Below are 12298 nucleotides of genomic sequence, written 5' to 3'. Positions count from 1 at the left end.
CCCGCGGAACAACAAGCTAGGAGGAGGCCGAGGCGTCATGGTCGACAAGCAGAACGCCAGCCCGGAGCAGGTACTGGTCTGCGAGGATGTGAGCCGCTGGTTCGGCGGTCTTCAGGCCGTCAAGAGCATCTCCATCGGAATCCGGCAGGGCGAGATCTTCGGGCTGGTCGGCCCGAACGGATCGGGCAAGACCACGCTGGTCAACGCCATTACCGGGTTCTATCCGCCGCAGCAGGGCACGATCCGCTTTTACGGCGAGCCCATCAATCGGCTCAAACCCCACAAGGTTGCCATGCAGGGCATCGCCCGCACCTTTCAGAACGTTGCGCTCTTCAAGGGCATGAGCGTGCTGGACAACATTCTCATGGGCCGACACATCTTCATGCGGCCCAGCGCCCTCGCCTCGCTGTTCTACTGGTGGTGGGCACAGAAAGAGGAAATCGCCCATCGGGAAAAGGTCGAGGAAATCATCGACCTGCTGCAGCTGGAAAGCGTGCGCGATGAGCCGGTGGACGTGATCCCGCTGGGCATGCAGAAACGGGTGGAGCTCGCCCGGGCACTCTGCGCCGAGCCGAAATTCCTGATCCTGGACGAGCCCATGGCGGGCATGAACCAGGAGGAGAAGGAATACATGGTTCGCTTCATCCTCGATGCCCAGGAAGCCCTGGGCCTGACGGTGCTACTGATCGAGCACCACATGGACGTGGTAACGGCCATCTGCGACCGCGTCGTGGTGCTGAACAACGGCGAGAAGATCGCCGAAGGTCCTGCCCGCGAAGCCATCAACGATCCCGCCGTGGTGGCGGCTTACATCGGGAAGAAAGACGATGCAGCCTGAAAAGCAGCCAGTCACAGAGACCGATTCCGCCCAACTGCATCCCGAGTGGAAGACGGACGACCACCTCATCAACCTGCTCCGCCAGAATGCCGAAAAACATGGCGACCAGGTTGCCATGCGGGAGCGGGAACGCGGCATCTGGCAGGAGTACACCTGGCGAGACTATCTTGATCGGGTGCTGTGCTTCGCCGCCGGCCTGGCAGAACTCGGTGTCGGCCCGGAGGACAATATCCTGGTGGTGGGCGACAACCGGCCGACGCTGTATTTCGGCATGCTTGGCGCCATCATGCTGCGTGCGGTGCCTTCACCGGCCTATCCGGACACCACGCCGGAAGAAATCATGGGCCAGATGCAGCGTGAAGACATCCGCTTCGCGCTGGCCGAAGACCAGGAGCAGGTGGACAAGCTGCTGGGCATTCGCGAGGACGGCTACGCCGCACTGGAACAGATCATCTATGACGATCCCCGCGGTCTGGCCGGCAAGGAACCCGCAGGTGTCATCGCCTTTACGGCACTGGTGGAACGCGGACGGCAGCGCCTGAAAGACGAACCCGCCCTACGGGATGACCTGCTCTCCCGCGCCAGCGTGCATGACATTGCTGTCCTGCTGCATTCCTCCGGGACCACCGGTGCACCAAAGGGTATCCCGCTCAAGCATGGACATATCCTGTCGGGAGTCCGCAATGCGGCGGCAGCGGGGTATTTCGAGGAAGGCGAAGTCCACATGGCCTACCTGCCCATGGCCTGGGTGGGCGATTTCATCTTCTCCATCGGCGCAGCCCTGGTGCTGCGGTTCTCGGTAAACATCCCCGAGCGCCAGGAAACGGCCTTGCATGACCTGCGTGAAATCGCACCGACGCTGTATTTCAGCTCGCCCCGTGCCTGGTCGAACATGCTGACCCGCATTCAGGTGGGGATCGACGAGTCCACCGGGATCAAGCGCTGGCTCTACCACCGCTTCATGCCATTCGCCGTCGAACTGGAACGTCGCCGTCTCGACGGCCATGACCCCGGCACCGGAGAGCGTATCTGGCGCGCCCTCGGTGAATTTCTCGTCTACGGCCCGATCAAGGATCAGCTTGGACTGGCGCGTGTCCAGCGCCCCTACACCGCCGGCGAGGCCATCGGCGAGGACGTGTTCCTGTTCTTCCGCGCCCTGGGGCTGAACCTGCGGCAGTTCTACGGCCAGACCGAGAACTGCGCCCTGTCCGCGGCCCAGGATCCGGAATCCATCAAGCTGCACACCGTGGGCAAGCCGTTCCCCGGCGTCGAGATCAAGCTGAGCGATGAAGGCGAGATCCTGATGCGCGCCGATAACGTGTTCGACGGTTATTACCGCAAGCCGGAATCCACCGCTGAAACGCTGCAGGATGGCTGGCTGCACACCGGCGATGCGGGGATCATCGAGGATGATGGCCAGGTGGTGGTGCTGGGCCGCGTCTCGGAGGTGGTCTATACCAATGCCGGCGAGCGCTTCATTCCCACCTACGTCGAGAACCGCATCAAGTTCAGCCAGTACGTGAAGGATGTCTGCGTGCTCGGCCAGCAACGCGACTACCTGGCGGCATTGGTGGCTATCGACATCAGTGCCGTGGGCCACTGGGCCGAGGAAAACGGTGTGCCTTATACCTCCTTCGCCGATCTCTCCCAGAAGCCGGAGGTGTACCAATTGATCCGGGGGGTGCTGGCCCACGTCAACGAGGTTCTGCCAGAGGGACTGCGGCTCAGGCGTTTCGTCAACCTGCACAAGGAGTTCGATCCGGATGACGGCGAGGTGACCCGCACCCGCAAGCTGCGCCGGAATGTGATCGACGCAAATTATGCCCCCATCATCAATGCCATCTATGCCGGTGATGACAGCGTCGACTACGAGGCAAGCATCACTTACGAAACCGGGGAATCCGGCGTGCTCAAACGGCATCTTGCGGTATCCGATGTGACCATCGGCGGAGGGCGGTAAGGCATGGACATCTATTACTTTCTTGAATTGCTGATCAACGGTGGTCTGACCGGCCTGATGTACAGCCTGACGGCGCTTGGCATTGTGCTGATCTACAAGTCCGCCGGCGTGCCGAACCTGGCCCAGGGCGCCATGGTAATGATCAGCGCCTATCTGATCTGGTGGCTTGCCAGCGTAACCGGCATGAACGTGTTCATCGCCATCGCCCTGGCCTGCATCGGCATGTTCCTGTTCGGGCTGCTCGCCGAGCGGGTATTGCTGAGAAAGATGGTGGGCCAGCCCATCATCATGATCGTCATGCTGACCCTGGGCCTGGAGATCTTCCTGCGGGGCCTGGGGCCGGGGCTCCTTGGCGCGGCGCCGAAGAGCCTCGATCTCGGTATCGACCTGATGCCCATCATCATCGGCGACATCTTCATCAATCGCGCCTACCTGATCGGCGGCATCGTCGCAGCCATCATGGTCGGGCTCTCGCTGCTGTTCTTCCGCACCCGTCTGGGGACCAAGCTCAGGGCCGTCTCCGACGACCATGTATCGAGCTGGTCCGTGGGCATTTCCGTGGAAAAGGCCATCGGCGTCTCCTGGGGCCTGGCCGGCGTGTCTGCGGTGGCTGCCGGCGCCCTCTGGGGCTCGGTGCAGGGTGTCGACTGGACCTTGTCCACCCTGCTGTTCCCGGCCGTCGCGGTGGTCATCCTCGGCGGTCTCGACAGCATCTACGGGGTGCTCGTCGCCGGGTTGATCGTCGGCATTCTGGGCAGCGTCATCCCGGGCTACGTCGACCCCCTGGTGGGCGGTGGCACCCGTGACGTGGTGACCTCGCTCATCATCCTGCTGACCATCATGTTCCGCCCCCACGGCATGTTCGGCCGCGAAGACATCGAGAGGGTCTGACCACATGTTCTACCGACTGTCCGGCGTCCATCACACCCGATACCAGACCGCCCGCGCGCTTTGGCCGATTCCAACTGACCGGCGCGTGGTCTACCTGCTGCTGGGCCTGGCCCTGGCGGCCCCCCTCTACATGTCAGACCTGTACCTGACCAGTTACATGTTGCCATGGCTGATCTGGAGCGCGGCTGCCCTGTCCCTGACCCTGCTCATGGGCATCGCCGGCCAGCTGCATTTCGGCTTCGCCGCGGTCATGGCCATCGGCGCCTACACCAGCATCCACCTGACACGGGCCGGCGTGCCCTTCGAGCTGGCGCTGATCGGCGCTGGACTGATGGCGGCAGTGATCGGCTGCATCTTCGGCGCCGCTGCCCTTCGGGTGAAGGGGCTATACTTGGTGATGGCGACACTGGCCATGCAATACTTGGTGGATTGGACCATCATCAACGTGCCGGCCATCTCCGGCGGCGCCCAGGCCACCCTCAGCACGCCCGATGTCAGGCTCCTGTTCGTGCCGCTGCAGGGTGACACCGCCATGTACTATGGCGCCCTGCTGTGGGTCGTGATCGTCACCCTGCTGGTACTCAACATCAAGCGCACCAGCTTCGGCCGTGCGCTGGTGGCAATACGCGACAAGGACTTCGCTGCCTCCGTGATCGGCGTCAACCCGTTCAAGTACAAGCTGCTGGCGTTTTTCACCAGCTCCTTCCTCGGTGGTGTCAGCGGTGCGGTACTCGCCTTCTGCTACTACCAGGCGGTCACGCCGGAGCAGTTCGGCTTCAATGTGTCCATCCAGCTGGTCGCCATGGTGTTGGTGGGGGGCCTGGGCAGCGTGATCGGTGCCTTCATGGGTGCGGGCTTCGTGCTGCTGCTGCCGATCATTCTCACCAATGTGGTGGCGTGGATGTCCATCATGGGCTGGCTGTCGGTGTCGTCGAACCTGCTTGCCCACATACCGTTGATGGTGTACGGCGCGCTGATCATCGGCTTCATCCTGTTCGAGCCGTTGGGTCTGGCGAAGATCTACGACAACTTGCGCAAGTATTTTCTGGTCTGGCCATTCCGGCACACACAAAGCTAGGAGGGTCGGACCGGTGGATCCCCGTTCGCGGGAACTTTGGAGTAGGTAGGAGGAGCGGATAATGAATAGCTTGCTGAAAGGCCTGGTCGGTGCCGCGAGTATCGCGGCTCTCGGCCTCGGAGGGGCCGCGAAGGCGGACGATACAATCAAGTTTGCACTGTTGCAGGACTTCACGGCGGTCTACACCTTCGTGACGGACGAATACAACCAGGGGCAGCGCGACTATGTCGAGCTGATAAACCGCGAGGGCGGCATCGGTGGCCAGCAGATCGAACTGCTGATCCGCGATACCGGCAACGAACCCCAGCGGGGTATTGAGGCCTACAACCGCGCACGTCGTGAGGGTGCTGTGCTGGTGGACTTCCTGAGCACGCCGGTGTCGCGGGCAGCCGTGAACCGCGTGCTGGATGATGAAGTCGTCATGATCACGGCCTTGCATGGCCGCGGCGACGCCAGCGATGGCACCACCTTCCCGTTCGTGTTCCCGATGATGGCCACATACTGGTCCCAGGCTACCGTGCTGCTGGACTACATCGATCGGGAAGCCGGTGGGCTCGAGGGCAAGCGTATTGCCCACGTGTACATCGACTCTCCGTTCGGCCGCGAGCCAGTGCCGGTGATGCAGGCGCTGGCCGAGCGCAAGGGCTTCGAGGTCCGCACCTTTGCCTACCCCAGCCCGGGTAACGAGCAGTCGGCCACCTGGTCCGACGTGCGCCGCTTCCGGCCGGATCACGTGATCCTGTGGGGCGCCGGTGGTGGTCAGGCGGTGTCCGTGCGGGAGGCCATTCGTAATGGCATCCCGGTGGAAAACGTCTACTCCGTGGTGTGGATGGCGGAAACCGACGCCCGCACCATCGGTGCTGACCGGGCCGTTGGCCTGAAACGCTTCGAGGCAGTGGGTACCGGCACCGACTACCCGGTGATGCAGCGGATCATGGAGCATGTAGTCGAGCCCGGCCATGGCGCCGGACCTCGCGAGAACGTGGGGACCACGTACTACAACATCGGTGTCGCCACCATGGCGGTGGCGGTGGAAGGTGCGCGCATCGCACTGGAAGAGTTCGGTGCCCCCCTGACCGGCGACAAGCTGCGCCAGGGCCTGGAAATGGTCACCGAGTACGATGCTGAAGGCATGATGCCGCCAGTCACCCTGTCGTCGGAAGACCACCAGGGCGGTGGCTACGGCCGCGTGTCACAGTGGAACGGCCAGGCCTGGGAAGCGGTGAGCGACTGGTTCAACGCTCACCAGGACGTGGTCTGGGAAGAAATCAAAAAAGACGCAGCCGGCTTCCGCGAAGGCCGCTAGTCGTTCTGCCGCCCCGCTCCGGCGGGGCGGTTTCCCCGGATCCATGGGCGCCGTGGCTCCGGGGAAGCCGCGAACTGGAACTGGCACTCACAACACCGGGATGCAGCAATGAGCAATCAAGCCGCACAGGCACAACCGGAGGCCACCACCGACAACCTGCTCACCATGAGTAACGTCGAAGTGGTGTACGACAAGGTGTTTCTCGCCATCAAGGGCGTGTCACTGCAGGTTGGCAAGGGAGACATGGTGGCATTGCTCGGAGCCAATGGCGCCGGCAAGAGCACCACGCTGAAGACCATCAGCGGTCTGCTGGCACCGGAGCGCGGTGCGGTGACCCGCGGCACTGTCGAGTTCCAGGGGCGGAACATCCTGCCGCTGGGGGCTCCGGCTCGCGTCGCCCTGGGTATGGTCCACGTGCTCGAAGGACGGCGGATCTTTGAGCATCTCACGCCGGAGGACAACTTGCTGGCGGCTTTCCCGAGCCGCGGCAGCCGGCAACGATTCAACGAGCTGAAGGAACAGGTGTTCACCTACTTCCCGCGACTCAAGGAACGGGCGCGCACCAAGTCCGGTTACCTGTCCGGGGGCGAGCAGCAGATGCTCGCCATCGGCCGCGCCCTCATGACCGAACCGGAACTGATCATGCTGGACGAGCCAAGCCTCGGGCTCGCCCCGCTGCTGGTCCAGGAGATCTTTGCGATCATTCGCGAAATCAATCAGCAGCAGAAGGTGAGCGTCCTGCTGGTGGAGCAGAACGCCTCAGCGGCGCTTGAGATCGTCCGGCACGCCTATTTGATCGAGAACGGGCATGTGGTGATGGACGGCAAGGCGGAGGTGCTGCGTCAGAACCCCGACGTGCAGGAGTTCTATCTCGGCGGGGCTGGCAAGGTGGACTATCACAACGTGAAGCATTATCGCCGCCGCAAACGCTGGCTCGCTTGAGGCAGTGGCGGCGAGGAGAGTCGAGCATGACGGAGAAAGCCGCAGAAACCGTGACGGAACGGGCGCTGTCCCGATTCCCCGTGCCGGCCCTCAGGACGTTGCCGGAGGACCTGCGGACGCGCATCGAGACCGTCAACGAAAAACTCGGTTTCGTGCCGAACGTTTTCCTTGTGCTGGCCCATCGCCCGGCCGAACTGCGTGCCTTCCTCGCCTACCACGATGCCTTGATGGAAAGCGACGAGGGGCTGACCCGGGCCGAGCGTGAGATGATCGTGGTGGCAACCAGCAGCGCCAACCAGTGCCTGTATTGCACCGTGTCCCATGGCGCATTCCTGCGGATTCGTTCCAAACGGGCAGAACTTGGCGAGCAGATCGCATTCAACTACCGCGAGGCGGATATCTCGCTGCGCCAGCGGACCATGCTGGACTATGCACTCAAGCTCGCACAGAGCCCATGGCTGGTGGAGGACGGCGACCTGGATGGCCTGCGGGAAGCGGGGTTCTCGGACGATGAAATCTGGGATATCGGTGCAATCACGGCACTGTTCGCCATGTCCAATCGTCTGGCGAGCCATACCGGCATGGGGCCGAATCGGCAATTCTACGGGTTGGCACGATGAACGGCTCAGGACCCTGCTTCAGCCGGGTTCACCACCGCGAGGGTGACCGTTGCCTTCGCGCACAGCGTTTCGCTGCCATCCGCCGCGCGCGCGCTGACCGCCGATTCGGCCACAATCACGCGGCGACCGCCACGCAGGACTTCGCCACGACAGATCAGCGCCTCACCCAACGCGGGCCGCAGCAGGTTGATCTTGAACTCGATGGTAAGCACATGATGCGCCGCATCGATCAGCGTGAAGGCCGCGCAACCCGCCGTGTGGTCGGCCATGGTTGCCTGGACGCCAGCGTGCACGAAGCCATCCTGTTGCCGGTGGCGGTTTGCCAGGGGCATGCGGGTTTCGCACCAGCCGGCGCCGGCATCGGTAAACTCCATGCCAAGAAGCTGGATGAAGTCAGCCCGTTCAATGATTTCGATGACGCGCTCTCGAAACTGCGGGTTACGGGCTTGCATTGCAGAATCCTCCGGGAGGCAAATTTGTCTTTTCCGTGCGGCATCAATGCGCAGAAAGTTGGAAAGTCTACAGGATGAACGAAGTCCGGGAAGTCAGCGCGGATAGTGCCCTGTCGGGCACGACCTACGGCATCGGGGAACTTGCCCGAGAGTTCGGCATTACCACGCGCGCCATCCGGTTTTATGAGGACGAGGGCCTGCTGTCGCCGATCCGGCAAGGAGCGAAACGCCTGTACCGTCGTCGGGATCGGGCACGGCTCAAGCTCATACTCCGTGGCAAGCGCCTCGGGTTCACGTTGAGCGAGATCCGGGAAACCTTCGATCTGTATGATCAGGCCCATGGAGAATCGAAGCAGTTGCGCTATTACCTCGGCGTGCTGGAGGAAAAACGGCAGCAACTGATTCGGCAGCGCCACGATCTCGAGGAAACCCTGCGGGAGCTGACGCAATCCTACGAGCACTGCAAGCAGTTGCTCGAGAACCAGGAGCGGGAAAAGCGCGATGCGCCGACCGCATCCTGAATGCCCTGTTGACGTTTTTTCACGCCTGCAGGTTGACGTATACGTAAACTTCAAGTCCTGGCCGTGATGGCCAGCGCCGCCAGCGAGGAGTTGCAACCATGATCCAGTTCCCTACTCTCGATTTCGGGCTGGGCGAGGACATCGACATGCTGCGCGATGCCGTCGCCGGCTTCGCGCAAGCGGAGATTGCTCCACGGGCTGCGGACATCGACGCCAGCAACACGTTTCCGACGGACCTCTGGGCCAAGATGGGCGACATGGGGCTACTCGGCATTACTGTCGAGGAGGAGTACGGCGGCAGCGGCATGGGCTACCTGGCCCACATGGTGGCCATGGAGGAAATCTCCAGGGCCTCGGCCAGTGTGGGGCTGTCCTACGGCGCCCACTCCAATCTCTGCGTGAATCAGATCCGGATCAACGGCACCGAGGCGCAGAAGCAGAAATACCTGCCGAAGCTGATCTCCGGCGAACATGTGGGTGCACTGGCCATGTCGGAGCCCGGTTCCGGTTCCGATGTGGTGAGCATGCGCTTGCGCGCCGTGAAGTCCGGCAACGGCTACGTTCTCAACGGCAACAAGATGTGGATCACCAACGGCCCGGAGGCGAACACGTTGGTGGTGTATGCCAAGACCGACCCCGAGGCCGGTTCCCGGGGCATTACCGCGTTCATCATCGAGCGTGGCATGGCCGGTTTCTCCACCGCCCAGAAGCTCGACAAGCTGGGCATGCGCGGCTCCAACACCTGCGAACTGGTGTTCCAGGACTGCGAAGTGCCGGAGGAGAACATCCTCGGCAAACTGGGCGGCGGCGTTCGCGTGCTGATGTCGGGGCTGGACTACGAGCGCGCCGTTCTTGCGGCAGGTCCGCTTGGCATCATGGCAGCCTGCATGGACGCGGTGATTCCCTATATTCACGAGCGCAAGCAATTCGGTCAGCCCATCGGCGAGTTCCAGCTCATGCAGGGCAAGCTGGCGGACATGTACACCACCATGAACGCCTGCAAGGCCTACGTGTATGCAGTGGGCCGGGCCTGCGATCGCGGCCAGACCACCCGCAAGGACGCCGCCGGCGCCATCCTCTACGCTGCCGAAAAGGCCACATGGATGGCCCTGGAGGCCATTCAGGCCCTGGGTGGCAATGGCTACATCAACGAATACCCCACCGGCCGGCTGTTGCGGGATGCAAAGCTCTACGAGATCGGCGCCGGAACATCAGAGATCCGGCGCATGCTGATCGGTCGGGAACTGTTCGGGGAGACGGCCTGAGCCATGTCCGTGATCAAGAGCAAGATCAATCCACGCTCCGAGGAGTTCGCCACCAATCGGGCGGCCATGGAGGCCCTGGTGAATGACCTGCGGGCGCGGGTCGAGACCGTGCGTCAGGGCGGTGGTGAGCGCGCCCGTGAGCGCCATGTAAGCCGTGGCAAACTGCTGCCCCGGGACCGCATTCGGGTCCTGCTGGATGTCGGCTCGCCATTCCTGGAGCTGTCGCAGCTGGCGGCGGGCGGCATGTACGGGGGCGAAGTGCCCTCCGCCGGCATCATCACGGGTATCGGGCGCATTGCCGGCCGGGAGTGCATGATCGTCACCAATGACGCCACGGTGAAAGGCGGCACCTACTACCCGATCACGGTCAAGAAACATCTGCGGGCCCAGGAGATCGCTCAGCAGAACCACCTGCCCTGCATCTACCTGGTGGATTCCGGCGGTGCCAACCTGCCGAGCCAGGATGAGGTGTTCCCGGATCGCGATCACTTCGGTCGCATTTTCTACAACCAGGCCAACATGTCGGCCATGGGTATACCGCAGATCGCCGTGGTCATGGGCTCGTGTACCGCCGGTGGTGCCTATGTGCCCGCAATGGCCGAGGAAAGCATCATCGTCAAAGAACAGGGCACGATCTTCCTCGCCGGCCCTCCGCTGGTGAAGGCGGCCACCGGCGAGGTGGTATCCGCAGAGGACCTGGGGGGCGCCGACGTCCACTCCCGCACCTCCGGCGTCACCGACCACTACGCCCTGAATGACGCCCATGCCCTGGGTCTTGCCCGGCGTGCCGTGTCCAACCTCAACCGCAGCAAACACCTGCAGATGGACATTCGTGAGGCACGTCCGCCGCTACATGATCCCGAGGAACTCTACGGCATCATCCCCGACGACACCCGCAAGCCCTACGATGTGCGGGAGGTGATCGCCCGCATCGTCGACGGCTCGGAGTTCGATGAATTCAAGGCGCTATACGGCACCACCCTGATCTGCGGCTTCGCACACATCTACGGCTACCCGGTGGGCATCATTGCAAATAATGGCGTGCTGTTCTCCGAGTCCGCCCTGAAGGGCACCCACTTCATCGAGTTCTGCAGCCAGCGCGGCATCCCGCTGGTGTTCCTGCAGAACATCACCGGCTTCATGGTGGGCCGCAAATACGAGGCCGGCGGTATCGCCAAGGACGGTGCCAAGATGGTCACGGCGGTGGCCTGCGCCAGGGTGCCCAAGTTCACGGTGATTCTGGGCGGCAGCTTCGGCGCCGGCAATTACGGCATGTGCGGCCGCGCCTATTCGCCGCGCTTCCTCTGGATGTGGCCCAATGCCCGCATCTCGGTAATGGGGGGCGAGCAGGCGGCCAACGTCATGGCCCAGGTCCGGCGGGACATACTCGAGCGCAAGGGTGAGGACTGGCCTGCAGATGAGGAGGAGCGCTACAAGGCGCCGATTCGGGAGCAGTACGAGCACCAGGGGCACCCCTACTACGCCACGGCGCGACTCTGGGATGACGGCGTGATCGACCCGGCGGATACCCGGCGGGTATTGGGTCTTGGCATCTCTGCCAGCCTCAATGCCCCGGTGGAAGAAACCCGCTTCGGCCTGTTCCGGATGTAGGTGCACCATGACCAGCGACAGCATACTCACCAGCATTGACGACGGCGTGGCGACCCTGGCCATGAACCGGCCGGAGCGCCACAACGCCTTTGACGACACGCTCATCAACGAGATGACCTCGGTACTGCAGGAATTCGAACAATCCCCCGCCGTGCGGGTTGTGATCCTGTCCGGCAACGGCAAGAGCTTTTCGGCGGGCGCGGATCTGAACTGGATGAAGCGCATGGCGGAATACAGCCGCGAGGAGAACTATCGCGATGCCATGGCGCTGGGTGGGTTGATGAGCACCCTGGATGGCCTGGCAAAGCCCACCATCGCCCGGGTGCATGGCGCCGCCATTGGCGGTGGCGTGGGACTGGTGGCGGCCTGCGACATCGTCATCGCATCGGAGGCCGCGGTGTTTGCCTTCTCCGAGGTGCGGCTCGGGCTTATCCCCGCGGCGATTTCACCCTACGTGGTGAAAGCCATCGGTGAGCGGGCAGCGCGGCGTTACTTTGTGACGGCGGAGCGTTTCGACGCCCGGGAGGCGCATCGACTCGGCCTGGTCCACGAAGTGGTCGCCGACACCGCCCTGGATTCACGGATCAACACCCTGCTCGACCAGATGCGCGGCAATGGTCCGCTGGCCATGGCCGCCGCCAAGCGCCTGGCCCGGGATGTGAGCCGCGGTCCGGTGAACGAGACCATGATCGAGGACACCTCCCGACGGATTGCGAACATTCGCGTCAGCCCGGAGGGCCAGGAAGGGCTGGGGGCGTTTCTCGAGAAGCGGAAACCGTCATGGAATTGAATATGGCGGGTGCGAAGCGGGCTT

General features: G+C 63.1%; 12 protein-coding genes. 11 read left to right on the top strand and 1 reads right to left on the bottom strand.

The genetic code is table 11. The features are described from left to right. Positions 1-37 precede the first annotated feature (37 nt). The 7 genes from J2T57_RS09055 to J2T57_RS09025 all read left to right on the top strand — a co-directional run bounded on the left by J2T57_RS09055 (position 38) and on the right by J2T57_RS09025 (position 7635). Positions 38-838 carry an ABC transporter ATP-binding protein gene (locus J2T57_RS09055; protein WP_253476944.1) on the top strand — a complete coding sequence of 267 codons (801 nt, stop codon included), beginning with the start codon at positions 38-40 and terminating at the stop codon, positions 836-838. Then, a complete protein-coding gene (locus J2T57_RS09050) occupies positions 828-2798 on the top strand; it encodes an AMP-dependent synthetase/ligase (RefSeq protein WP_253476941.1) in 1971 nt (656 codons plus the stop codon). Before J2T57_RS09055 ends, J2T57_RS09050 begins: the two co-directional genes overlap by 11 nt. Positions 2799-2801: 3 nt before the next feature. Continuing rightward, entirely contained in the window at positions 2802-3689 is an 888-nt protein-coding gene (locus J2T57_RS09045) for a branched-chain amino acid ABC transporter permease (protein ID WP_253476938.1), read from the top strand. A 4-nt stretch (positions 3690-3693) separates the two neighbouring features. Next, the gene (locus J2T57_RS09040; protein ID WP_253476936.1) at positions 3694-4767 is read left to right on the top strand and encodes a branched-chain amino acid ABC transporter permease; all 1074 of its coding nucleotides are present in this window, start codon (positions 3694-3696) and stop codon (positions 4765-4767) included. A 61-nt stretch (positions 4768-4828) separates the two neighbouring features. Next, the gene (locus tag J2T57_RS09035) at positions 4829-6073 is read left to right on the top strand and encodes an ABC transporter substrate-binding protein (RefSeq protein WP_253476933.1); all 1245 of its coding nucleotides are present in this window, start codon (positions 4829-4831) and stop codon (positions 6071-6073) included. Between the two features lie 108 nt (positions 6074-6181). Further along, a complete protein-coding gene (locus J2T57_RS09030; RefSeq protein WP_253476930.1) occupies positions 6182-7015 on the top strand; it encodes an ABC transporter ATP-binding protein in 834 nt (277 codons plus the stop codon). Between the two features lie 26 nt (positions 7016-7041). Continuing rightward, positions 7042-7635 carry a peroxidase-related enzyme gene (locus J2T57_RS09025; protein WP_253476927.1) on the top strand — a complete coding sequence of 198 codons (594 nt, stop codon included), beginning with the start codon at positions 7042-7044 and terminating at the stop codon, positions 7633-7635. A 5-nt stretch (positions 7636-7640) separates the two neighbouring features. Here J2T57_RS09025 and J2T57_RS09020 read toward each other — a convergent pair whose 3' ends face one another. Beyond that, positions 7641-8087, bottom strand: coding sequence for a PaaI family thioesterase (locus J2T57_RS09020; protein ID WP_253476924.1), 447 nt, complete (start codon positions 8085-8087; stop codon positions 7641-7643). Positions 8088-8161: 74 nt separating this feature from the next. Between J2T57_RS09020 and J2T57_RS09015 the strand changes: the two genes are divergently transcribed. The 4 genes from J2T57_RS09015 (at position 8162) to J2T57_RS09000 (ending at position 12274) form a co-directional block, all read left to right on the top strand. Then, positions 8162-8608 (top strand): MerR family transcriptional regulator, encoded by a 447-nt coding sequence (locus J2T57_RS09015; RefSeq protein WP_253476922.1) that lies wholly within the window; start codon positions 8162-8164, stop codon positions 8606-8608. A 98-nt stretch (positions 8609-8706) separates the two neighbouring features. Next, the gene (locus tag J2T57_RS09010; protein WP_301289264.1) at positions 8707-9873 is read left to right on the top strand and encodes an isovaleryl-CoA dehydrogenase; all 1167 of its coding nucleotides are present in this window, start codon (positions 8707-8709) and stop codon (positions 9871-9873) included. A 3-nt stretch (positions 9874-9876) separates the two neighbouring features. After that, a complete protein-coding gene (locus J2T57_RS09005) occupies positions 9877-11484 on the top strand; it encodes a carboxyl transferase domain-containing protein (protein WP_253476919.1) in 1608 nt (535 codons plus the stop codon). Between the two features lie 7 nt (positions 11485-11491). Continuing rightward, positions 11492-12274, top strand: a complete 783-nt coding sequence (locus J2T57_RS09000; RefSeq protein WP_253476917.1) for an enoyl-CoA hydratase/isomerase family protein — start codon at positions 11492-11494, stop codon at positions 12272-12274. Positions 12275-12298: the final 24 nt, after the last annotated feature.

The sequence above is a fragment of the Natronocella acetinitrilica genome (assembly GCF_024170285.1).
Lineage (GTDB): Bacteria > Pseudomonadota > Gammaproteobacteria > Nitrococcales > Aquisalimonadaceae > Natronocella > Natronocella acetinitrilica.
The sequence above is the reverse complement of the archived record's forward strand: the minus strand, read 5'-3'. Positions and strand labels throughout refer to the sequence as shown.